At 62.3% G+C, this 21,792-nt stretch carries 23 protein-coding genes; 12 read left to right on the forward strand and 11 right to left on the reverse strand.

Features of this window, described 5'->3' with window-relative positions; translation table 11 throughout:
* Nucleotides 1–121 precede the first annotated feature (121 nt).
* Together ypfJ and AACY31_RS11635 are read left to right on the forward strand one after the other, a co-directional pair.
* Entirely contained in the window at nucleotides 122–1,006 is an 885-nt protein-coding gene (gene ypfJ, locus AACY31_RS11630) for a KPN_02809 family neutral zinc metallopeptidase (RefSeq protein WP_339481941.1), read from the forward strand.
* Entirely contained in the window at nucleotides 1,007–1,954 is a 948-nt protein-coding gene (locus AACY31_RS11635) for an alpha/beta hydrolase (RefSeq protein WP_339504491.1), read from the forward strand.
* A gap of 144 nt (nucleotides 1,955–2,098) precedes the next feature.
* On the opposite strand, the gene AACY31_RS11640 is transcribed toward AACY31_RS11635, so the two are convergent.
* The 3 genes from AACY31_RS11640 to AACY31_RS11650 all read right to left on the reverse strand — a co-directional run bounded on the left by AACY31_RS11640 (nucleotide 2,099) and on the right by AACY31_RS11650 (nucleotide 4,226).
* On the reverse strand, nucleotides 2,099–2,692 hold the full coding sequence (locus tag AACY31_RS11640) for an HAD family hydrolase (protein ID WP_339481939.1): 594 nt from the start codon (nucleotides 2,690–2,692) through the stop codon (nucleotides 2,099–2,101).
* The gene (tesB, locus tag AACY31_RS11645) at nucleotides 2,689–3,558 is read right to left on the reverse strand and encodes an acyl-CoA thioesterase II (RefSeq protein ID WP_339481938.1); all 870 of its coding nucleotides are present in this window, start codon (nucleotides 3,556–3,558) and stop codon (nucleotides 2,689–2,691) included. Before tesB ends, AACY31_RS11640 begins: the two co-directional genes overlap by 4 nt.
* A 98-nt stretch (nucleotides 3,559–3,656) precedes the next feature.
* Nucleotides 3,657–4,226, reverse strand: a complete 570-nt coding sequence (locus tag AACY31_RS11650) for a GNAT family N-acetyltransferase (protein WP_339481937.1) — start codon at nucleotides 4,224–4,226, stop codon at nucleotides 3,657–3,659.
* 232 nt (nucleotides 4,227–4,458) lie between these two features.
* On the opposite strand from AACY31_RS11650, the gene AACY31_RS11655 reads away from it, so the two are divergent.
* Both AACY31_RS11655 and AACY31_RS11660 read left to right on the forward strand, forming a co-directional pair.
* Entirely contained in the window at nucleotides 4,459–5,379 is a 921-nt protein-coding gene (locus AACY31_RS11655) for a histone deacetylase family protein (RefSeq protein WP_339481936.1), read from the forward strand.
* A gap of 211 nt (nucleotides 5,380–5,590) precedes the next feature.
* The gene (locus tag AACY31_RS11660) at nucleotides 5,591–6,826 is read left to right on the forward strand and encodes a TIGR03862 family flavoprotein (RefSeq protein WP_339492478.1); all 1,236 of its coding nucleotides are present in this window, start codon (nucleotides 5,591–5,593) and stop codon (nucleotides 6,824–6,826) included.
* 65 nt (nucleotides 6,827–6,891) lie between these two features.
* On the opposite strand, the gene AACY31_RS11665 is transcribed toward AACY31_RS11660, so the two are convergent.
* Both AACY31_RS11665 and yedA read right to left on the reverse strand, forming a co-directional pair.
* Nucleotides 6,892–8,229, reverse strand: a complete 1,338-nt coding sequence (locus AACY31_RS11665; protein WP_339481935.1) for a DEAD/DEAH box helicase — start codon at nucleotides 8,227–8,229, stop codon at nucleotides 6,892–6,894.
* A gap of 58 nt (nucleotides 8,230–8,287) precedes the next feature.
* Nucleotides 8,288–9,190 (reverse strand): drug/metabolite exporter YedA, encoded by a 903-nt coding sequence (yedA, locus tag AACY31_RS11670; RefSeq protein ID WP_339481934.1) that lies wholly within the window; start codon nucleotides 9,188–9,190, stop codon nucleotides 8,288–8,290.
* A gap of 161 nt (nucleotides 9,191–9,351) precedes the next feature.
* On the opposite strand from yedA, the gene AACY31_RS11675 reads away from it, so the two are divergent.
* Nucleotides 9,352–9,804, forward strand: a complete 453-nt coding sequence (locus AACY31_RS11675) for an Lrp/AsnC family transcriptional regulator (RefSeq protein WP_014340343.1) — start codon at nucleotides 9,352–9,354, stop codon at nucleotides 9,802–9,804.
* Between the two features lie 128 nt (nucleotides 9,805–9,932).
* On the opposite strand, the gene AACY31_RS11680 is transcribed toward AACY31_RS11675, so the two are convergent.
* From AACY31_RS11680 to AACY31_RS11690, 3 genes are all read right to left on the reverse strand, one after another.
* On the reverse strand, nucleotides 9,933–10,544 hold the full coding sequence (locus AACY31_RS11680; RefSeq protein ID WP_339481933.1) for a 3'-5' exonuclease: 612 nt from the start codon (nucleotides 10,542–10,544) through the stop codon (nucleotides 9,933–9,935).
* Nucleotides 10,545–10,565: 21 nt separating this feature from the next.
* Nucleotides 10,566–11,045, reverse strand: a complete 480-nt coding sequence (locus tag AACY31_RS11685) for a LabA-like NYN domain-containing protein (RefSeq protein WP_053182045.1) — start codon at nucleotides 11,043–11,045, stop codon at nucleotides 10,566–10,568.
* Nucleotides 11,046–11,172: 127 nt separating this feature from the next.
* Complete coding sequence (locus AACY31_RS11690; RefSeq protein ID WP_339481930.1) at nucleotides 11,173–11,922, reverse strand: DUF2076 domain-containing protein; 750 nt, start codon at nucleotides 11,920–11,922, stop codon at nucleotides 11,173–11,175.
* 176 nt (nucleotides 11,923–12,098) lie between these two features.
* Between AACY31_RS11690 and AACY31_RS11695 the strand changes: the two genes are divergently transcribed.
* The 3 genes from AACY31_RS11695 to AACY31_RS11705 all read left to right on the forward strand — a co-directional run bounded on the left by AACY31_RS11695 (nucleotide 12,099) and on the right by AACY31_RS11705 (nucleotide 14,549).
* The gene (locus AACY31_RS11695; RefSeq protein WP_339481928.1) at nucleotides 12,099–12,761 is read left to right on the forward strand and encodes a YciC family protein; all 663 of its coding nucleotides are present in this window, start codon (nucleotides 12,099–12,101) and stop codon (nucleotides 12,759–12,761) included.
* A 90-nt stretch (nucleotides 12,762–12,851) separates the two neighbouring features.
* Nucleotides 12,852–13,931, forward strand: a complete 1,080-nt coding sequence (locus tag AACY31_RS11700; RefSeq protein ID WP_339504493.1) for an endonuclease/exonuclease/phosphatase family protein — start codon at nucleotides 12,852–12,854, stop codon at nucleotides 13,929–13,931.
* A gap of 150 nt (nucleotides 13,932–14,081) precedes the next feature.
* Entirely contained in the window at nucleotides 14,082–14,549 is a 468-nt protein-coding gene (locus AACY31_RS11705; protein WP_339504495.1) for a GNAT family N-acetyltransferase, read from the forward strand.
* Between the two features lie 101 nt (nucleotides 14,550–14,650).
* Here AACY31_RS11705 and hrpB read toward each other — a convergent pair whose 3' ends face one another.
* Nucleotides 14,651–17,167 carry an ATP-dependent helicase HrpB gene (hrpB, locus tag AACY31_RS11710; protein ID WP_339492474.1) on the reverse strand — a complete coding sequence of 839 codons (2,517 nt, stop codon included), beginning with the start codon at nucleotides 17,165–17,167 and terminating at the stop codon, nucleotides 14,651–14,653.
* Nucleotides 17,168–17,262: 95 nt separating this feature from the next.
* Here hrpB and AACY31_RS11715 point away from each other — a divergent pair, with 95 nt between their 5' ends.
* Together AACY31_RS11715 and AACY31_RS11720 are read left to right on the forward strand one after the other, a co-directional pair.
* Nucleotides 17,263–17,682, forward strand: coding sequence for a polyribonucleotide nucleotidyltransferase (locus AACY31_RS11715; RefSeq protein WP_339481922.1), 420 nt, complete (start codon nucleotides 17,263–17,265; stop codon nucleotides 17,680–17,682).
* Nucleotides 17,683–17,710: 28 nt separating this feature from the next.
* Nucleotides 17,711–18,604: a cation diffusion facilitator family transporter gene (locus AACY31_RS11720; RefSeq protein WP_339481920.1), complete on the forward strand. Its 894-nt coding sequence runs from the start codon at nucleotides 17,711–17,713 to the stop codon at nucleotides 18,602–18,604.
* A 200-nt stretch (nucleotides 18,605–18,804) separates the two neighbouring features.
* Here the strand turns inward: AACY31_RS11720 and AACY31_RS11725 are convergent, their stop codons facing one another.
* Nucleotides 18,805–19,812 (reverse strand): DUF6515 family protein, encoded by a 1,008-nt coding sequence (locus AACY31_RS11725; RefSeq protein WP_339504497.1) that lies wholly within the window; start codon nucleotides 19,810–19,812, stop codon nucleotides 18,805–18,807.
* 414 nt (nucleotides 19,813–20,226) lie between these two features.
* Between AACY31_RS11725 and AACY31_RS11730 the strand changes: the two genes are divergently transcribed.
* Entirely contained in the window at nucleotides 20,227–20,706 is a 480-nt protein-coding gene (locus AACY31_RS11730) for an Lrp/AsnC family transcriptional regulator (protein ID WP_339481916.1), read from the forward strand.
* A gap of 308 nt (nucleotides 20,707–21,014) precedes the next feature.
* Nucleotides 21,015–21,224 (forward strand): DUF2788 domain-containing protein, encoded by a 210-nt coding sequence (locus tag AACY31_RS11735; RefSeq protein WP_007937369.1) that lies wholly within the window; start codon nucleotides 21,015–21,017, stop codon nucleotides 21,222–21,224.
* On the opposite strand, the gene AACY31_RS11740 is transcribed toward AACY31_RS11735, so the two are convergent.
* Nucleotides 21,219–21,785 carry a pseudouridine synthase gene (locus AACY31_RS11740; protein ID WP_339481970.1) on the reverse strand — a complete coding sequence of 189 codons (567 nt, stop codon included), beginning with the start codon at nucleotides 21,783–21,785 and terminating at the stop codon, nucleotides 21,219–21,221. The two genes, AACY31_RS11735 and AACY31_RS11740, sit on opposite strands and share 6 nt — an antisense overlap.
* Between the last annotated feature and the right edge of the window lie 7 nt (nucleotides 21,786–21,792).

A 21,792-nucleotide genomic window follows, 5' to 3' on the forward strand; every position in this document is an offset into this window, starting at 1 on the left:
GAACCAAACCCCGCGCCTGTTGCCTGAAAGCTCAAGCATCACGCGCATCCTGACGCCCCAAAAGCTAAACTCACCGCAACGACAGTGCAGTAACACCCCGGTCAATCAGAGGAACACCCACATGTTATGGAAAAAAGGTCGCCGCAGTGACAACGTGGTGGACGCTCGCGGTGACGGTGGGGGCGGTGGCGGGATGCGCTTCGGCGGCGGCAAGGGACTGAGCCTGACGGCCATCCTCCTCATCGTTGGCATCGGCTGGATCACCGGCCAGGACCCGATGCAGATTCTCGGGCAACTGGCCGGGCAGATGGATCAATCCGCGCCCACCACTTCACAGACCCGCCAGGCACCGCCGGCCAACGACGAACAGGCCGAGTTCGTGCGCTCGATCCTTGGCGATACCGAAGACACCTGGGGCCAGGTTTTCCAGCAGGCCGGACGCCAATACCAGCAACCCAAACTGGTGTTGTTCAGCGGTCGGGTCAACTCTGCCTGTGGCCTCGCCTCGTCGGCGACCGGCCCGTTCTATTGCCCGGCAGACCGCCAGGTCTACCTGGACATGAGCTTCTTCAAGGAAATGTCCCAACGCTTCGCTGCCTCCGGGGACTTCGCCCAGGCCTACGTCATTGCCCACGAAGTCGGACACCATGTGCAGACGCTGCTCGGCGTGTCGGCGAAAGTCCAGGAAGCACGCCAGCAAGGCCGGCAGATGGAGGGCGATGGCGGCTTGTTGGTACGCCAGGAGTTGCAGGCCGATTGCCTGGCGGGTGTATGGGCCAACCATGCGCAAAAACGCCTGAACTGGCTGGAGCCGGGAGACATCGAGGAGGCCTTGAACGCCGCCAATGCCATCGGCGATGACCGCTTGCAGCAACAAGGCCAGGGCCGCGTGGTGCCGGATTCCTTCACCCACGGCACCTCGGTGCAGCGGGTGCGCTGGTTCAAGACCGGGTTCGCCCAGGGCCAGGTCAGCCAGTGCGACACGTTCGCGGCGAAAACCCTGTAGATGAAGTGGGGGGCGTTGATCGGGCTGATGCTGTGCTGCGCCATTGCTCAGGCCGATCAACGCGGCGTCAACGTGGTCGCCCAAGGGCGACTGCAGTTCAAGAGCGGTGCCATGGCCGTCGGCGTAAGCCCACCGCCGGCGTCCATCCAGCGCGTGTTGATCATCCTCCACGGTCGGCTGCGCAATGCCGACACCTACCTCAACAGCGCCGAAAAGGCTGTCGGACAGGCCGAGCAACTGGGCACTACCCTGATCATCGCCCCGCAGTTTCTCAACGAACAGGACGTGGCGCGCCATCAATTGCCCAATGACCTCCTGCGCTGGAAAGGCAACGACTGGATGGCGGGCGGTCTGTCCACAGGGGCAAATCCCGTCAGCTCCTTTCAGGTCCTCGACGACATCATTGCCCGAGTCAGTGACCGGCAACAGCTTCCTGAAGTGAAAGAGATCGTCATCGCCGGCCATTCCGGCGGCGCCCAGGTCGTGCAGCGCTATGCCCTGCTTGCCCACGGCCAATACCGGATCAACCCACGTTTTGTCATCGCCAACCCGTCGTCCTATGCCTACTTCGATGCGCAACGGCCCATGGCTTTCGACCCTGCCAGTTGTCCTGGCTTCAACCGCTGGAAATACGGCCTGCAGAACTTGCCAGCCTACGCGGCGGGGCAAACACCTGCGCAACTGGAAGATCACTACGCCAAGCGCGACATCGTCTATTTGCTCGGGCAACAAGACACCGACCCGGAACATCCGGCGCTGGATAAAGGCTGTGAAGCACAAACCCAGGGACCGTATCGGTTACTGCGCGGGCATTTCTTTTTCGACTACCTGACCCGGCGTCATCCCGAGGGGTTGAACCAGCGGCTGATCGAAGTGCCTGGGGTGGGGCACGATGGGAGTGGGATGTTCAATTCGCCCGAGGGGTTGAAGGTTATGTTTGGTCAGTAAGGTTTGCGGTGGTTTACAGGGCCTCTTCGCGAGCAGGCTCGCTCCCACAGTAGATCGGGTGTGGACACAAATTTCGCGACCAACAGAAATCTCCTTGTGGGAGCGAGCCTGCTCGCGATAGCGATCGATCAGTCAATCAAACGCTCAAGCCGACAACATCCGCCGCAACGCCGAACAATCGCGCGCATGCCAATCTGTCAGTTCTGGCCACGGATTGTCCGGCAGGTTCACCAGCACCGTCCGCGCCCCCGCCGCACGGCCACAATCCAGGTCGAAACGGTAATCGCCCACCATCACCATCGCCTCGGGCGCCACGTTCCAGGCCTCGGCCAACTTCAACAGGCCGCCGGGGTGAGGCTTGGGCGGTGCTTCGTCGCGGCCCAGCACATCCGCCACGGCGAAACAGTCCGCCAGGCCGATGGCTTCGAGGGTGACGTGGGCCAGTTCGCGGGCGTTGCGGGTGAGGATGCCCAGGCGATAACCGCGCCCGGCCAGCTCTCGCACCAGTTCAACCGCCCCCGGCGCGGGCCTGGAGCCCAGCGCCAGGTCCCGTTCATGCTCCAGCAGCCAGGCATGCTTGGCCGCGGCTTCATCAGCCGGCAACGCCGCCAGATGAGTGAGGATGTCATCTTCGGCCGGAATCGCCAGGGCCACGCGGATCGCCGCGAAGTCATGCACGGCGATCGTCAGCGTGCCGTCCATGTCGAACACCCAGTGACGAACCTCGGCCAGGCTCATGCCCAGTCCTTGCGATGGCGAATCAGGCCTTCCTGGGTCACCGAGGCCACCAGTTGCCCGGCACGGTTGAACACGCTGCCACGGGAGAACCCGCGAGAATTGCCGGCCCACGGGCTGTCCATGGCGTAGAGCAACCAGTCATCGGCGCGCAGGTCGGCGTGGAACCACAAGGCGTGGTCGAGGCTGGCGACCTGCATGTCTTTGTGCCACACCGATTTGCCGTGGGGCAGCAGCGAAGTGGTCAACAGGCCGAAGTCCGACGCGTAGGCCAGCAGGTATTTGTGCAAGGCCGGTGAATCCGCCAGGGCGCCATCGGCACGAAACCACACGTATTTGACCGGGTCGGCCGGTTGCGGGTTGTAAGGGTCTTTTTCGGTGACCGGTCGCACCTCGATCGGCTTGGCGCACAGCAGTTTTTCACGCATGTGCTCAGGCAGCAGGTGCGCGCGCTGCTGGGTCAGTTCCAGCTCGGACGGCAGGTTCTCCGGCCCGACGACTTGCGGCATGCTGCTCTGGTGCTCAAAACCCTCTTCGTCGTACTGGAACGACGCACTGCAGGTGAAAATCGGGTTGCCCTTCTGGATCGCCGTCACCCGGCGAGTGCTGAAGCTGCCACCGTCGCGCACCCGGTCCACCTGGTAGACCACCGGCAACGCGGCGTCGCCCGGACGCAGGAAATATCCGTGCATCGAATGCACATGGCGCGCCTCTTCCACGGTCTGGCTGGCCGCCGACAACGACTGGCCCAGCACCTGGCCGCCGAACAACTGGCGAAACCCCAGGTCCTGGCTACGCCCGCGAAACAGGTTTTCTTCGATCGGTTCCAGGGTCAGCAGGTCGACCAGATCTTCCAACACATGGCTCATTCAGACTTTCCTCACACAGCGCAATACCGCGCAATCTACGCGGTGGATCGATTGTTGGCCCGGGCCACTCTGGCGGGCATTGTAAACGTCCGTGTCGGCTAACCGTGCAGGGTCTGTAGCCACTGCTCACGATTGATGCGATAGAGCACATGGTGACGCAATGGATGACCGACGGCGAGTGTCGGGTGTTCGAAGTCGTCAGCCGGCTCGTGCTGCATGCCAATGGCCTGCATGACCTTTTGCGATGGCAGGTTATCGACAGCGGTGAACGCCACCACTTCGTCCAGCGTCAACTGGTCGAAAGCACAACGCAAGGCGGTCCACGCCGCTTCGCTGGCATACCCCAGGCCCCAGTGCTCTCGGGCCAGGCGCCAGCCGATCTCGATAGCCGGTGTGAAAGGCGCATCGAACCCGACCACAAGCAGCCCAGTGAAGCCAATGAAGGCGCCGGTGTCCTTGCGCTCCAGGGCCCACAAACCAAAACCATGCTCGGCGAAATGCCCCCGCACGCGACCGATCAGGGCAGCGCTTTCCAGACGGCTCAGGCGCACCGGGAAATAACGCATCACGTGCGGGTCTGCACACATGGTGGAAAATTCCGGCAAGTCATCATCGCGCCACTGCCGCAACAGCAGTCGTGCGCTTTCCAGTTCCAGTATCGGCTCCATTTTCACTCCCCTTCCATGCCCCATGAGTCTAGGTTTTGTACGAAAAGTCGCCAAGCGGCGATCAGGCAAGGCGAAAACAGGTGAGGAACGCCCGGAGTCGCGCTCGACTTTACTGGTTGTAAATGAGCATTCCGAGCCTGTTTTCAACGCAGCATGATCGTCGCGCAGGCACTTTTCGTGCAAAGCCTACATCGCTGGTAGGATCCGTCACTCACTCACTACTGAAAACACCATGTCGCTGCCGCTTATCTATCACGAAGACTACAGCCCCGACTTCCCGGCGGAACACCGTTTCCCCATGGACAAGTTTCGCCTGTTGCGCGATCACCTGGTGGACAGCGGCCTGACCCGCGACGCCGACCTGCTGCGCCCGTCGCTGTGTCCGCCGGACATTCTCGCCCTGGCCCACGACCGTGCTTATATCGAACGCTACATGGGCGGCGAGTTGTCCCGCGAAGACCAACGGCGACTTGGCCTGCCCTGGAGCGAAGCCCTGGCCCGCCGAACGGTGCGCGCCGTGGGCGGCTCGCTCCTGGCCGCCGAACAAGCCCTTGAGCACGGGCTAGCCTGCCACCTGGCCGGCGGCACCCATCACGCCCACTACGACCACCCGGCCGGGTTCTGCATTTTCAACGACCTGGCGGTGATCAGCCGCTATTTCCTGGCCAGCGGCCGGGTCTCGCGGGTGCTGATTTTCGACTGCGATGTGCACCAGGGCGACGGCACCGCCCGAATACTCCATGACACCCCGGACGCCGTGACCGTTTCCTTGCACTGCGAAAAGAATTTTCCTGCACGCAAGGCGCAAAGCGACTGGGACATCCCCCTGCCAATGGGCATGGAAGACGCGGCTTATTTGAAGGTGGTGGACGATGCGCTCAACTACTTGCTGCCGCTCTATCAGCCGGACCTGGTGCTGTATGACGCCGGCGTCGACGTACACAAGGATGACGCCCTCGGCTACCTGAAGCTGACCGACGAAGGCCTCGCCGCCCGGGACGAGAGCGTCATGCGCCATTGCCTGGGACGCGACATCCCGGTGGTCGGCGTGATCGGGGGTGGCTACAGCAAGGATCGCCAGGCCCTGGCCCGCCGCCACGGGATCCTGCACCACAGCGCACATAGGGTCTGGACGTCATCAGGTTGTCACTGAACCCTGGGCTTTACCCACAATGCCTGTGGATGCCCCGTAGGAGCTGCCGAAGGCTGCGGTCTTTTGATCTTGATCTTTCGCTCGCGACTCAATTGTCAGGGACAAGATCGCAGCCTCGCTGCGCTCGACAGCGCCTACACGGATTCCGGCCTCAGATCATGTGGACCAAGCTGATAGAATGCCCTCCTTGATCCTCCAGACATCGCTCGCCATGACCCAAGCGCCCCTACCCCACACCCCAAACATCGCCATCATCGGCGGCGGCCCCGCCGGCCTGATGGCGGCCGAGGTGTTGAGCCAGGCGGGCCTGCGGGTCGACCTGTACGACGGCATGCCATCGGTAGGCCGAAAATTCCTGCTGGCCGGCGTGGGCGGCATGAACATCACCCACTCCGAAGCCTTCCCGGTCTTCCTCTCCCGCTATGGCGAACGTGCGCCGAACATTGCCCCGCTGCTGCGGGCATTCGGTGCGAATGAGTTGTGCACATGGATTCACGGATTGGGCATCGACACCTTTGTCGGCAGCTCCGGGCGGGTATTTCCTACCGACATGAAAGCCGCCCCGCTGCTGCGCGCCTGGCTCAAGCGCCTGCGCGATGCCGGCGTGACGATCCACACGCGCCACCGCTGGCTCGGCTGGAACCCCGATGGCAGCATGAGAATAACGAGTCCGGAAGGCGAGAAAACCCTACGCCCCGACGCGACACTGCTGGCGCTGGGTGGTGGCAGTTGGTCACGACTGGGCTCTGACGGCGCCTGGATGCTGGCGCTGGAACAACGCGGCGTGGCCCTGGCGCCATTGCAACCGAGTAACTGTGGGTTTGAGGTAGAGGCCTGGAGCGACCTGATGATCAGCAAATTCGCTGGCGCCCCACTAAAGAACATCGCCATCGGCCTGAACGACGATGTACCGCGCCTCGGTGAATGCGTGGTCACCGCCACTGGCCTCGAAGGCAGTCTGGTCTACGCCCTGTCGGCGCCGGTTCGCGAAGCCATCAACCAACACGGCAGCGCGACGATCCATCTGGACCTGCTGCCGGGCCGGCCTGTGGATAAGATCCAGCAAGCCCTGAGCAAGCCACGCGGCTCTCGCTCGATGGCCAAGCACTTACACGGCCAACTGGGGATCGACGGCGTCAAGGCAGCGCTGTTGCGCGAGCTCACGCCGGCCGAGTGTTTCACTGACCCGGCGCGGCTGGCCCAGGCGATCAAGGCCTTGCCGCTGACCCTGGTGAAGACCCGCCCTCTGGACGAAGCCATCAGCAGCGCCGGTGGCGTGACCTTCGAGGCCCTGGATGAACGCCTGATGCTCAAGCAATTGCCTGGCGTTTTCTGCGCCGGAGAAATGCTCGATTGGGAAGCGCCGACCGGCGGTTACCTGCTCACGGCCTGCTTTGCCAGTGGCCGGGCAGCAGGTTTAGGAATCCTGGAATTCCTGAACGGTTGAATCCGTAGGAGCTGACGAGCGGCTCCTACGGCTCCTACGGCTCCTACGGCTCCCAGGTTTTGATATCAAGGCTTGCGCTTACGCGGCCCAGTATTGAACACCGGGACTTTGCGCACAGGCTTGACCGAAGGTTCCACAGGCGAGGCTTCGCCGCTGTCCACCCACTTGCCCAGGTTGCGCTTGCCGCCACCACCCGAAGCTTTCGGTTTCTTCGGCTTTTTCGGCTTCTTGATCACCTGGCCGCTGGCATCGGTGTCCGGTACCCGATGTTCAGGCTCGAAGTCCTGTTCCATCTGACGCGTCAGCGTCTGGCGCGTCAGCATCTCGATGGCCGACAACAGGTTCACTTCGTCGGCGCAGACCAGAGAAATCGCTTCCCCGGTCGAGCCCGCCCGACCGGTACGGCCGATGCGGTGGATGTAGTCCTCGGCGACGATCGGCAGGTCGAAGTTCACCACCAACGGCAAATCCTCGATATCCAAGCCACGGGCGGCAACGTCGGTGGCTACCAGGATCTGCACTTCGCTGGCCTTGAAGCGGTCCAGCGCGCGCTGGCGGGTGGCCTGGGGTTTGTCACCGTGGATGCCGTCGGCGTTGACGCCCAGGCCCTGGAGTTTTTCCACCAGCGCATCGACGCCGTTGCGGGTCTTGGCAAAGACCAGCACCTGCTTCCACTTGTTCTTGCGCATCAAGTGCACGAACAGTTCCGGCTTGCGTTTCTTGTCCACCGTCACCACCCATTGCTTGACGGTGTTGGCAGCCACGTTGCGCGGGCTCACCTCAATGCTCAGCGGATCGTTGAGCATCTGTCCGGCCAGCAAGCGGATCGCGTCGGAGAAAGTCGCCGAGAACAACAGGGTCTGGCGCTTCTTCGGCAATGCCTTGTAGATATTCGCCAGCTCCTCGGAGAAGCCCAGGTCGAGCATGCGGTCGGCTTCGTCCAGCACCAGAGTCTGCAACTGGTTGAACTTCAGCGCGTTCTGGCGGAACAAGTCGAGCAGACGCCCCGGCGTGGCGACCAACAAGTCGACGCCTTTGCGCAACTTCATCATTTGCGGGTTGATGCTGACGCCGCCGTACACGGCGTAGGTACTCAGCGGCAGGTTTTGCGCGTACTGACGCACGCTTTCATGGACCTGCTCAGCCAGCTCACGGGTCGGCACCAGGATCAGCGCTCGCACCGAGTTGGCCGCGACCTTCGGCCCTTCGGTGGTCAGCAACTGCAACAGCGGCACGGCGAAACCAGCAGTCTTACCGGTGCCGGTCTGGGCCGCGGCCATCAGGTCGCGACCGGCCAGCACGGCCGGCATGGCTTGGGCCTGAACCGGCGTCGGAGTCTGGTAGCCGAGCGTCTCGAGGGCGCGCAGCAAGGGTTCGATCAGGCCAAGGGTGGCGAAAGTCATGGAAGTACCGTAGGAAAAATCAGCGCAAGGTGTGCAATGCGCGGCAGTTTACCCTAAATCAGGCGGCGGCCGGCGCAGGCTTGGGTTTACGCCACTGCGGCAATCCGATCAACACCACGGCACTGATGATCACCAGCATCGCCACACTTTCTTCAGCGCCAATGGTTTCACCCGCGAACACGATCCCCAGCAACACCGCCACGGCCGGGTTGACGTAGGCATAACTGGTGGCCGCCGCCGGGCGCACATGCTTGAGCAGGTACATGTAGGCGTTGAAAGCGACGATCGAGCCGAAGCAGGTCAGATAAGCCAAGGCGAACCAACCTTCCAGCGGCGGCATGCTGTCCAGATGCTCGCCGCTGGCCACGCTACCGATCAACAGCACCACGCCGCCCACCAGCATTTCCACGGCACTGGCCATCGCCCCTGCCGGCAACGGCACGTGTTTGCTCAGCACCGAACCGAAGGCCCAGGAGGCCGCCGCGAATAGCAGCAAGGTCGCACCCAACGGGCTGGACTGCAGGTTGGAGCCCAGGTTGAGCATCGCGATGCCAATCAACCCCAGCACAATCCCCGCCCATTCCAGACGGGTATTACGCGTGCCCCAGAAATATCCGCAGAGCAAAGTAAACAAAGGCACCGTCGCCACGGCCAACGCCGCCACCCCGGACGCCACGCCCGTGTGCTCGGCCACAGTGACCGCGCCGTTACCAAAACTGAGCAACAGCACGCCGATGATGGCCCCGGCCTTCCATTGCGCCCAGGTCGGCGCCGGTGCCCCGCGCCAGCGCAGGAAGCCATACATCAGCGAACCGGCCAGCACAAAACGAATCCCGGCCAGCAACAGCGGCGGCCAATGCTCCACACCGATGCGAATCACCAGGTAGGTCGAACCCCAGATGACGTACAAGGCAAAAAAAGCAGCGATCAATGGCAGGGGGAAACGGCGTAGGCCAGGCATGTTCAGCTCGAAGTCAGGACAATGAGAGGCTTTATTCTAGAAAGGCGATAGACGGAAAATAAGTTACAAAACCTGTTTATCAAAGCCATACACTTTTCAAAACACGGAGATCAGCGCTATAAATCGCGTTTTCGAAAGTCACGCCAACAGGAAGCCAAACCGTGGATAAATACGACCGCATGCTGCTCAGCGCTTTGTTGGACAACGGTCGTGCGTCCTACGCTGAACTGGCCCGCAAAGTGAACCTGTCAGCCCCCGCCGTGGCCGAACGGGTCAGCAAACTGGAAGCCAGCGGCGTCATCACCGGTTATCAAGCCAAAGTCGACATGGCAAAGATCGGCCTGCCGGTGCAGTGCGTCATCGAATTGCGGATGAACCAGCACGGCAACCAGAAGACCTACGACGAACTGTGCAAGATCCCACAACTGACCGAGTGCCACCGGGTCACCGGGGACCCGTGCGTGATCATGCAAGCGGCAGTGGGTTCGATGCCCGAGCTGGAAGAATTGATCAACCGCATCGCCAAGTTCGGCTTCAGCAAGACCTCGATCGTGCTGTCCAGCGCCATTGAAAAGCGCGTGCCGTTGGGGCAGTTGGAAGGTAACGGGAAATAAACGGTCAAACACTGATCAACCTGTGGGAGCGGGCTTGCTCGCGAATGCGGTGTGTCAATTAACCTATCAGTTGACTGACACACCGCATTCGCGAGCAAGCCCGCTCCCACAGTTGTTTTGTGGTGTATTCAGAACCCGCGATGCCGCTTGAGGTGCTCGTTGATCTTCGCCGCCGGCACTTTCTGCAAACTGCACAGCAAATCATGGGACAGCTCCCGCAGCCCGTGCTTTTGCCGCAGCTCCGAAGCCAGGTGCGCGGTGAGGTTGGCGGCCATTTCGGCGTCGGCCATGGCCCGGTGAGCCTGGCCGGTGTGGGGCAAGCCAGCGAACGCGTTGAGCGTGCCGAGCTTGTGGTTCGGCGCCGCCGGCATCAGGCGCCGGGCCAGCAACAGTGAACAGGCAAAATTCTGCAAGCGGGTGCGCTTGATGCGTCCCAACTCGAAATCCCAGAACTTCTGGTCGAACGCAGCGTTGTGGGCCAGCAGCGGCGTGGTGCCGACAAACTCGTTGACCTCGTTCATCACTTTTTCCGCCGACGGGGCGCTGCGCAGCATGGTGTTGCTGATGCCAGTCAGTTGCTCGATAAACGCAGGGACGCGCACACCGGCGTTCATCAGGCTCTGGTAGCGGTCGACGATCCGGCCTTGCTCGAGCATCACCACCGCGATTTCAGTGGCCCGGCAACTGCTGCTCGGGGTGATCCCGGTGGTTTCAAAGTCGATGACTGCGATACGTTCCAAACCTTTTGAACTCCGTGAAAATCAATTCTTGAGCAACAACGCGCCTTCGATGGGCACATAGCGGCTGGCGGCGCGGATCAGCGAGTTGGCGGTCAATCCCGGCACGCCATAGGCCACGGCTTGCACACCGTGCTTCTGGATGATGCGTTCGAGCAACATGTCGAAATCGCCATCGCCGGAGGCCAGCACCACTTCATCGACGTGGTCGGCGGCGTCCATGATGTCCAGCGTGATGCCCACGTCCCAGTCGCCCTTGGCCGAGCCGTCGCTGCGCTGGATGTAGGGCTTGAGCTTCACGACAAAGCCCAGGTTGCGCAGGATCTGCTGGAACTGCTGCTGTTTGCTGTCACCGCGATCGATCGCATAGGCATAGGCCTCGACGATCTGCCCCTGTTTGCTGACATCAGCCCACAGCGCGGCGTAGTTGAAATGGCAACCATAAGCCTGGCGCACGGTGTAGTAGAGGTTCTGGACATCGGCGAACACTGCAATTTTTTTCACCGCGTTTCCTCTTGGATGCACACGCACACAGACCACCTGGGCCGAAAAGTCGCCCAGTATGCCAGCCCGAAGGATTGTTCCGCGAATAATCGGCCCGAGGCGTCGGTGAGCCCGGACGAATGGCAGCTCAGACGAAGGAATCGTCGTCGCCGAAGAAAGAAGAATCGTCGCTGTAGTCGGCGTCGCTGAAACCGCCCGGGTCGTTGCCGTAGCTGTCGTTATCGGCCACCCGTTGGTCATCGCCCCAGCCGCTGTTGGCGGTGTCGTTGGCCGGTTGGGCCGGCTCTTGCTTGATGACCTCGACGATTTCCTGCGGTTGCTGGTGACTGTGGAACAGGCTGCTGATGCCTTGGGCCAGCATCACGCCGCCGGCCACGCCCGCCGCGGTTTTCAGGGCACCGCCCAGGAAGCTTCCCGCCGCCGGGGCCTGCTGCTGCGGTGCGCCATAATTGCCGAGCGGCGCGCCCAAGCCCTGTTGGGGCTGGGCATTGAAGGACGGCTGTGCCGGTTCGCGCCTGCCTCCGTCGCTGGAAGCCGGCACGCTTGCCGGGCGTGAATCCCGGGCGCTGCCACCAAAAATGCTCGACAGAAAGCCTGCGCCACCACTGGGTACCGATGGCTGGGTACGGGTCCGTTGCAGCTCGGCCTGCAATTGCTCGATTTGCTGGGTGAGTTGCTTGTTCTGTTCATCGAGGCGCTTGATCGCGGCCTCCTGCACCAGAACCGCCTGGGCCATGAAATAGCCCGCCGCTGGCTGGCTGGCCAGGTGTTCCTTGATCCGCGCCTCGGCCTGGGCATCGCGCGGGGCTGAATCCTTTTCGGCCTGTTGCAGCCGTGAAAACAGTCCATCGATCAGGGTTTGTTCTTCGCTGTTCATGGCGACCTCATTAGATTGCCGGGCAGAAACCATTCCGATCCTGAAGACCGGTGCCCACCAGTAATAGGACTCGCCGCATAGGTTTCAATGGTCTTTACCTGATGTTTACGTTTGCTTGTGCGGGCGCCTGATCGGTTAAAGTGTCGGACCGCTTTTTTGAACTGCGATACCGACCCATGAATCCGTTTGACGTGCTGCGCGACTCTTTGTATTTCTTCAAGCGCCATCTGGGCCAGATCGCCCAGCTGTGCCTGCCTTTGGTCATACTCGAGGCTTTGCTGCAGCAAGGCGTGGGCAACGCTGTCGGCCCCGAGGGTTTCCCCGGCTACAGCGTGATCGTCGGGTTGTTGGTGTACCCCTTGTACACCGCCGCGTTGATCCTGTTTCTCGACGCTCGCAGTCGCGGTGAAGCACCACGCACCCGTGACCTGCTCGCAACGGCCCTCACCCTGTGGCCACGCTTTGCCTTGCTGACGGCCCTCAACACACTGTTGATCCTGGTGGGGCTGTCGTTGTACTTCCTGCCGGGCCTGTGGCTGATGGTGACCCTGGCCTTTGGAGAATACCTGTTGGTCCTCAGGGGCCTGACACCCCTGGCGGCGATGAAGGAAAGCCTGAACATGTCCCGCGGCAACTTCTGGCGGATCCTGCTGTGTATTCTCTGTGTGATGGGCCCGTTGTGGCTGCTCAGAGGCGTCAGCGTCTCGGTGTATCCGTCGCCTCAGAACCCTGCGCTCAGCCTGCTGATCGACAGCATCCACAGTTTCCTGCAACTGTTCACCAGCGTGGTGCTGTTCCGCATGTTCATGTTGATCGAAGCAAAACCTGACGACCGCTGATCGCTCACTGCGAGGGCCCAGGGCTTGGGCTTGAGAACCGCTCTCGGGTATGCTCGGGGTCACTTTCGCGTTTCACCCATAAGCCGAGCCATGACCCGTCTACTGCGCTACACCTTGCTGGGCCTGCTGTTGTTCCTCAGCCTGGCCGTCCTGTCGATCTACGGCCTGACCTGGCGGCCACAGCCCCGGGAAACCTTGCCGGTCAGTTGCACCGCCAACGCAGCACCGCTGGTGCCCGGCCAGGCCTTGAAGGTGATGACCTGGAACGTCCAGTTCCTTGCGGGCAAACGCTACGTGTTCTGGAACGACCTGGCCCAGGGCAACGATGAAAACCCGACCCTGGAAGACATGGCCTTCAGCCTCGATGAAGTGGCACGGGTCATCCGCGACGAGCAACCGGACGTCGTGCTGCTCCAGGAACTGGACAAGGGCGCCAAGGCCAGCGATTACCAGGACCAGTTCAAGCTGTTGCAGGAAAGGCTGGCCGACCTCTATCCGTGCGGCACCAGCGCCTTCGACTGGAAGGCCGACTTCATCCCCGACCCACACATTTTCGGCAGCGTCGGCCGGCAACTGGCGACCCTGAGTCGCTACCGCATCGACCATGCCGAACGGGTGCAACTGCCGGTGGCCGACGCCAACGTCATCAGCCGTCAGTTCCAGCCGAAAAATGCCTTGTTGGTGAGCTATCTGCCGCTGAGCGACGGCAGCCAGCTGGCGGTGCTCAACACGCACCTGGAACGGGCCACCGAGCCGAACAAAGCCCTGCCCAAACAAATCACCGCCGTGACCAAGGCCTTGGATAAATTCGAATCCGCGGGCAAGCCCTGGCTGATCGGCGGCGACTTCAACCTGCTACCCCTGGGCCAGTACCGGCGCCTGCCGAGCGAGCAACGCACGCCCTACTCCGCCGACAGCCCCTTGCACCTGTTGTGGGACAAATACCCGATGATCCCCACCAACAACGAGGCCAGCGGCATCGATCGCGCACACTGGCTGACCCACTACCCGAACGACCCCGGCCTCAACGGCCCCGACCGCACCGTCGACTACCTGTTCTACAGCCCGCGGATCAAACGGGTCGAAGCCCAGGTACGGCAGGACGACACCTTGCGTATCTCGGACCATTTGCCGGTGATTGCGCGGTTCCTGTTGCCGGCAATACCGTGATTTGAGCCCCATCGCCGAACAACTGTGTCGCAATCTAGAACGTGCCGGTTTGGGATAACGCCCGGTCAATAGGATAAGTACGCTCTGACTGTCTTGGTGGTATTGCTCTGAGGCCCCCTCAGACTGAACACCCATTTCAAGGAGTGATCCATGAGCGACATCCAGATTCGCCTGGCTGAACAGAACGATGTTGAAGCGGTGGGTGTACTGTTTGATGCGTATCGGCAGTTCTACAGGATGGATGCCGACCTACAGCGGGCGACCGACTATATCGGGGCGCGGATTGAAAAAAGTGAGTCCCAGGTGTTCGTTGCAGAGAACGCCACCCAGGCGATTGTCGGGTTCTGCCAGCTCTACCCAACCTTTTGCTCGGTGTTCACTGCACGCATCTTCACTTTGTATGATCTTTTCGTTGACTCAAACCTGCGCCAACAAGGCATAGGCAAAAAGCTGCTTATGGCCTCTGAAGAATACGCCAGGCAGCAGGGCGCCGTCCGTATGGATTTGCGCACTGCCAAAACCAATCAATCCGCCCAGGCACTCTATGAATCTGCTGGTTGGGTACGCGACGAGATGTTTTTAAGCTACAGCAAGTTTCTTGAGGGAGACGGTGTGTAGATGAACGCTTCCCGGGGAAGTGTTGGCTGGCACACCGCTATCGTCGGATCGCCGCCCGAAGCAAGCTCCCACAGTGGAGCTGTGTTGGATTTGGGGCTGGCTCATTTACGCGGCTTGACCCGCGCCGTCGCCTCCGCCACCAGCGGGTCATCCGGCCAGTAATGCTTGGGATAACGCCCCTTGAGGTCCTTCTTCACCTCGGCATAGGTGCTGCGCCAGAAGTTCGCCAGGTCCTGGGTGACCTGCACCGGCCGCCGCGCCGGGGACAGCAGGTGCAACTTGACGACCTGCCGCCCACCGGCAATGCGCGGGGTGTCGGCCAGGCCGAAGAGTTCCTGCAAGCGCACCGCCAGGATCGGCGGATGCTCGCTGTAGTCCAGGCGGATCGACGACCCCGACGGCACGCTCAAATGGTGCGGTGCCAGCTCATCCAAGCGTTGCGGCAGGGGCCAGGGCAACAGGTTGTGAACGATGCTCGACACGTCCAGGTTGGCGAAATGGCTGAGGCGTGAGACGCGGCCCAGATACGGCATCAACCAATGCTCGAGACTGTCCAGCAAGGCGCCATCGCTGACGTCCGGCCATTCGCTCTCGCCCTTGGCGTCCAGGTCCAGGCGCCGCAGCAGCGCCACCCGCGCCTGCCATTGCCGCAGTTCCGGGGTCCAGGGCAATAATTCCAAGCCCTTGCGCCGCACCAGGTTCACCAGAGCCTGGCTACGGGCCGATTCATCCAGGCCGGTCAGGGGTTCGCGGCTGAGCACCAGTTCGCCGACCTTGCGCTGACGCTCGGCCCGCAGCACACCTTCGCGCTCGTCCCAATCCAGTTGATCCACGGTGCGCACTTGCTCGGCCAGCACCGACTCGAACAACGTCGGGTCGAAATCCGTCGCCAGGTAGATCCGTTCTTCGCGCTGGCCCTGGCGGCTGCCCAGGTCGGCGATCACCAGCCACACTTGTTTCATCAGGCTGTCAGCCTCGGCAAACAGCGCCGCACGGCCGTTGGCCAAACGATATTCCGCGCCGCCGGGCCGGCGCTGTTGGGCGACGCGGTCCGGGTAAGCCAAGGCCAGCAAGGCGCCGAGCCAGCGCGGATGATCGGGGTCGGCCACGGCTTCTTCGGCCTTGCCCCGCAGGTAGCCGCGATATTGCCGGGCCAGTTGCCGCGCCCGCTGCACCCCACCCTGGGCGCCGCGCGCGGCGCGTTGTTCACCGGACAGCAAGGCCAGGCGACTGTGCAGATCCGCGCCGGCACCACGGAGAATGTCGCGCTCGCCCAACAGTGCGGCGACGTTGCACGCCATGTCCGCCAGCCCCAGCGCCTGACCGCGCAGCAGCAGATGAGCGATACGCGGGTGGGCCGGCAGCTCGGCCATGGCCTGGCCGTGACGGGTCAGTTGCTCGCCCTCCAGCGCGCCCAGGCGTTGCAGCAGGTCCTGGGCCTGGGCATACGCAGCGGAGGGCGGAACATCGAGCCAGACCAGTTGCGACGGCGTCACGCCCCAGCGCCCCAATTGCAGGGCCAACCCGGCCAGGTCCGCCGACAGAATCTCCGCGCTGCCGTAGGCGGCCAATTGTTCATGCTGGTCTTCGGACCACAACCGATAGCAGACACCAGGCTCCAGACGCCCGGCCCGACCGGCCCGTTGGGTGGCGCTGGCTCGGGAAATGCGCTGGGTGTCGAGACGGGTCATGCCGCTGCCCGGGTCAAAACGCGGCACCCGCGCCAGTCCGGCGTCGATCACCACCCGCACGCCATTGATGGTCAGGCTGGTTTCGGCGATGTTGGTGGCCAGCACCACTTTGCGCTGGCCGGGCGGCGCGGGATCGATGGCGGCGCGCTGGGCGGCGAGGTCCAGTTCTCCGTGCAGCGGACAGAGCAACACATTGCCGCCCTCGCCCAACGCCTCGGCGAGTTGCTGATGAACCCGGCGGATCTCGGCCTGTCCGGGCAAGAACACCAGCACGCTGCCGGTTTCATCGTCCAGAGCTTCCAGCACGGTCTGCACCAGCCGCGGCTCGACGAACTCGCCGGGCTGGAACGGCCGGCCCCAGCGCACCGTCACCGGGAACATCCGGCCTTCGCTGCGCAGGATCGGCGCGTTGTCCAACAACCCGGCCAGGCGCTCACCTTCCAGGGTGGCGGACATCAGCAGGATCTTCAGCGGCAGGTCGTCGCGAAACAGCTCCCGACCGTTGAGGCTCAAGGCCAAGGCCAGGTCGGCGTCGAGACTGCGTTCATGGAATTCATCGAAAATCAGCAGCCCCACGCCTTCCAGCGCCGGATCGTCCTGCAAGCGGCGCGTGAGGATGCCTTCGGTGACCACTTCAATACGGGTCTTGGGCCCGACCTTGCTGTCGAGGCGAATCCGGTAGCCGACGGTTTCACCGACCTTTTCCCCCAGCTCGCTGGCCAGCCGCTCGGCCGCCGCCCGTGCCGCCAGGCGCCGGGGTTCGAGCATCAGGATGGTCTGCCCGGCCAGCCAGGGCTCGTTCAGCAAGGCCAGGGGCACACGGGTCGTTTTACCGGCACCGGGCGGCGCTTCGAGCACGGCTTCGTGGCGCGACGCCAAGGCTTGACGCAGGGCGGGTAAAACTTCATCAATCGGCAAAGAAATCATGCTGGCTCCAAAACAGAGGGCCGAGTATAACGGCGAACTGTTTAGCGTGGTCTGGACTCCAACCAGCAACGCCTTTACCTGTTCAGGAGATTGCTATGCGTATTCCCTTTCGCGTGATCGGTGGCGTCCTGGTCGCCGCCCTGCTGACTCAAATCAGCGCCTGCGGCTCGATCTTCTACCCCGACCGTCGCGGCCAGATCGATGGCAAGATCGACCCGGCAATTGCCGCGCTCGATGCCGTCGGCCTGTTGTTCTACATCATCCCCGGCCTGATCGCGTTCGCCGTGGACTTTGCCACCGGCGCCATCTATTTCGAACCGGGCCGAAGCGTCCAGATCGAGCCAGAGAAACTCAAGCCGGCCATCAACCCCGACGGCACGGTCAATAACCAAAAGCTGCAGGCGATCCTGGAACGCGAACTGGGCCGCAGCGTCCCGCTGGACGATCCTCGGCTGATCCAGCACAAGGGCAGCGCGCAACAACTGGCTGCCCTGGGTCTCAAACCCGCCGCATGACAAGCGCTACAGAAGGAACGACCGCGCCATGACCACTAGCACCGAACACGCCCGTCTGCTGCGTCTGGCCACCCGAGCGTCGGTGGCCGTGGCGCTGATCCTGGTCGTCGCCAAGGCCCTGGCCTGGTGGCTGAGCGGCTCGGTGAGCATGCTTGCCGGCCTGACCGACTCGGCACTGGACGGCGTCACCTCGCTGCTCAATCTGCTGGCGGTGCATTACGCGCTGCGCCCCGCCGACGATGATCATCGCTACGGTCATGGCAAGGCCGAATCCTTGGCCGGCATGGCCCAGGCGCTGTTTATCGGCGGCAGTGCAGTATTGATCGCCTTGCAGGCTTTCGAGCGCCTGAAAAACCCGGTGCCGGTGGATGCCCCCTGGCTGAGCGTCGGCGTGATCGTGTTTTCCCTCGCACTGACCCTGGCCTTGTTGGCATTGCAGTATCGGGTTATCCGCGCCACCGGCTCCAACGCCGTGCGTGCCGACTCGCTGCACTATCGCTCCGACCTGCTGCTCAACGGCAGCATCCTGGTGGCGCTGGTATTGGCCGGGTTTGGCTGGTATCAGCTCGACGCCTGGTTCGGCCTGGGCATCGCCATTTACATTCTGTGGAGCGCCGTCCAGATCGCCCGGGAAAGCTTCGCGGTGTTGATGGATCAGGAACTGCCGCCCGACGTCAGCCAGCGCATGCTGGAACTGGCCTGCGCCGTGCCCGGCGTGCTCGGCGCCCACGACCTGCGGACGCGGGTCTCCGGTAACCATTGGTTCGTGCAACTGCACCTGGAGTTGCCGGGAGAATTGACCCTGTCAGTGGCCCATGGCATCAGCGACCAGGCCGCCGATGCGATCCATCATGCTTATCCGAAGGCCGAAGTGCTGGTGCATGCCGATCCGTCGGAAGTGGTCAAAGGCGTCAGCGCATAACCTGTGGCGAGGGGATTTAGCGAAACGTCGCACCGCCCCGCTGGACGTTGTAGGAGCTGTCGAGTGCAACGAGGCTGCGATTTTCTCATTGCTCATTGAGTCAAGAGCGAAAGATCAAGATCAAAAGATCGCAGGCTTCGCCAGCTACAGAGACTTACGGGGATAAATCCCCTCGCCACAAGAGCAGTGTGCTACCAGCCTCAGTACGTCACCTGATACCCACGACTGCTCAAGCAACTGCCTTGGGCCTGACGATAGGTCTGCACCACTTCCGGTGCCGGTGGGTAGCTGTAGTTACGCGGATCGAAACCGCTCTGCTGCACCGCCCAGCGATAGCAGTCGTAGCCATCCTGATTGACCTGCTCGGGCGACTGACCGTTGGCCGGATAGGCCACCACGTCGAAGCTGTTGCCTTGCGGTTGAGGCTGCGGGTTGGCCACGGGCGGCTCGACCACGACGTAATCCTGAGTATTGGCTTCGTAGATGTAATAGGCGCCAGCGGCGAGAAAGAACAACGAACTGCCGATCCACACTTCCCGAGCGTAATCGGGCAAGTAACGGGTGCGGATGCCCCGCGGTGGCTGCACCACCACGTAGCGCGGCCCCTGGGGGCGATACCAGTAGCCACCTGAATAGAAATAATCCTGGCCGCGATAGGGCACGCGGTCATTGCGATCCGGGAAACGGTCGATCACATAACCCGGGCGGTATTGCGGCCCCGGGCCCCAGCCGTTGCCATGGCCGGCCGGCCGACCGGGCCAATGCTGTTCGGGACGGTTGTCATGACTTGGGCGTGGCCCGCCGCTCGGATAACCATCGCTGCGACGAGGAATGTCGCGGTAGTAACCCGGTTGCGGTTCGCGGGTCTGGGTCACGCTGTCGGGCCGGCCCTGGATGGGCAGGTTGTTGCCGGGTTGCGGCTGCGGCGGGCGACCGTGGGCGTTAGGGTCCTGCGGTGGACGATCGTAGTGTTGTCCGCCTGGGTTCTGCGGCTTGACCTCGAACTGACGGCTGTTGTCGCCGCGAATGATTTCGTTGCTCTGCGGCCGCGGCTGGCCCGAATAACCCTGGCCGTTGCCGCCGCGCCCGTCCTGTCCGCGACCGTCGTCCAGGCCGCCTCGGTTTTGCTGATCATCGGCCATTCCCTGCGCGCTGACACTTGCCCACAACAGACCAACACCTGCCAAACGCCAGATGCGCGACTTCATGAAATTCCTCACAACGGTTCAAGGCCTGATGGTAAGACTGGAAAAGCCCAGGCCGGTTCTGCAACAGGTTATCAGTCGCCGGGTTTATTTCGCAGGCATTAAAAAAGGGAGACCCGTCGGCCTCCCCTTGAGAATTTCGTCCGTGCTCGACGCTTATGACGTCGGCTCACCTCACGCCGTCTTCTGGACAGTGTGCAGCTCGGGGGTCTGCCAGTACCGGTGGGTACTGCGACCGCAGCCGGCCTGATTAGGCGGGCTGCACTGGACTGTTTGTCCGAGCAGTGATCTTGGTGGTAAGCATAAGCCTGGGGCGCCGACAGATGATTGCGGATATTGCGGAAATAAACATCACTTGCGCAATTTTTAACCCTAGATAGATAATCTGCCGCAATTATCAAGATAAAGGCCCGACCGATGAGCAAACTCGACCGTTACGACCTGAGTATTCTGGCGGAATTGCAACGCGATGCGCGCATCTCCAACCAGGAACTGGCCGAACGCATCGGCCTGTCGCCCTCCCCCTGCTCGCGACGGGTCAAGCAGTTGGAGGATGACGGCTACATCACCCGCCAGGTCGCCCTGCTCGACCGCAAGCTGCTGGGCCTGAGCCTGACGGCTTATGTGCTGATCGGCATGGACCGCCACACCCCCGAGCGTTTCGAGAACTTCGAAGCCGCCGTCCGTAACCTGCCACAAGTGCTGGAGTGCAGCCTGGTCACCGGCATGGACGCGGACTACCAGCTCAAGGTCGTGGTGCCCGACATGGACCATTACCAGAAACTGCTGTTGGGGCACCTGACCCGGATCGATGGCGTCACCAGCGTGCGTTCGAGCTTTGTGCTGAACCAGGTACTCAACAGCACCGAAATGCCGTTGACTCACCTGCGCAACTGACCGTTTTTGTGGCGAGGGCGCTTACTCCCGCTGGGTTGCGTGTAGGAGCTGCCGAAGGCTGCGATCTTTTGATCTTTTGATCTTTCGCTTGAGACTCAAGTGCCTGGGGAAAGATCGCAGCCTCGTTGCACTCGACAGCTCCTACGCTCCTACGCTCCAGCGTCGAGCGGGAGGAAAGTCCCTGGCCATAAAATCTCTATATCACGACGGTCGGGCTGCGACACACCGCCGCAGGTCGATCCCGCGCCCGTGCCCCATGCCTTATACTCGCCGCGCCTTTTCAATGCCGTCCACGCCGGAGTGTCCTGATGGATCCTGCTGTTTTCGAAGAGTGGATGATGACCGGTCTGGTCAGCATCCTGATCATTTTCATGGGTTTCATCGTCTGGGACCTGGCGAAGAAGTCCAAGGCCGGGCGTTTCGGCTCGTTCATTCTGTTTTTCGTGCTGGGACTCGGCGTGGCGGCATTCGTCATCAAGAGCGTGGTGATCGGCCTGATCGAATCCGGGACGTTATAAGCGCGCCGGCACCGCCTTCCACTGCCCCTGGTCGAGCCCTTCGATCGTCCAGTCACCGATCCTGACCCGCACCAGGCGTAGCGTCGGCAAGCCTACCGCGGCGGTCATGCGTCGTACCTGACGGTTGCGCCCTTCGCGTATCACCAGCTCCAGCCAGCTCGTGGGCACGCTTTTACGAAAACGTACCGGCGGGTTGCGCGGCCACAGTTGCGGTTCATCCAATGAGCGAGCCTCGGCCGGCAGGGTCATGCCATCGTTCAACTCCACGCCATCGCGCAATCGCTGCAACTGTTCGGCACTCGGCTCGCCCTCCACCTGCACCCAATAGGTCTTGGCCAGCTTGTGCTTGGGGTCGGCGATGCGCGCCTGCAACTGCCCATCGTTGGTCAGCAACAGCAAGCCTTCGCTGTCGCGATCCAGCCGTCCGGCCGGGTAGATGCCCGGTACGTCGATAAAATCCTTGAGCGTCGCCCGCCCTTCGCCGTCACTGAATTGCGTCAGTACATCGAAGGGTTTGTTGAACAGGATCAGCTTCGGCTCGGCCGGCGGGGCCTTGGCCACACGGCGC

It is taken from the genome of Pseudomonas sp. RL_105y_Pfl2_101, from assembly GCF_963970585.1.
GTDB lineage: Bacteria > Pseudomonadota > Gammaproteobacteria > Pseudomonadales > Pseudomonadaceae > Aquipseudomonas.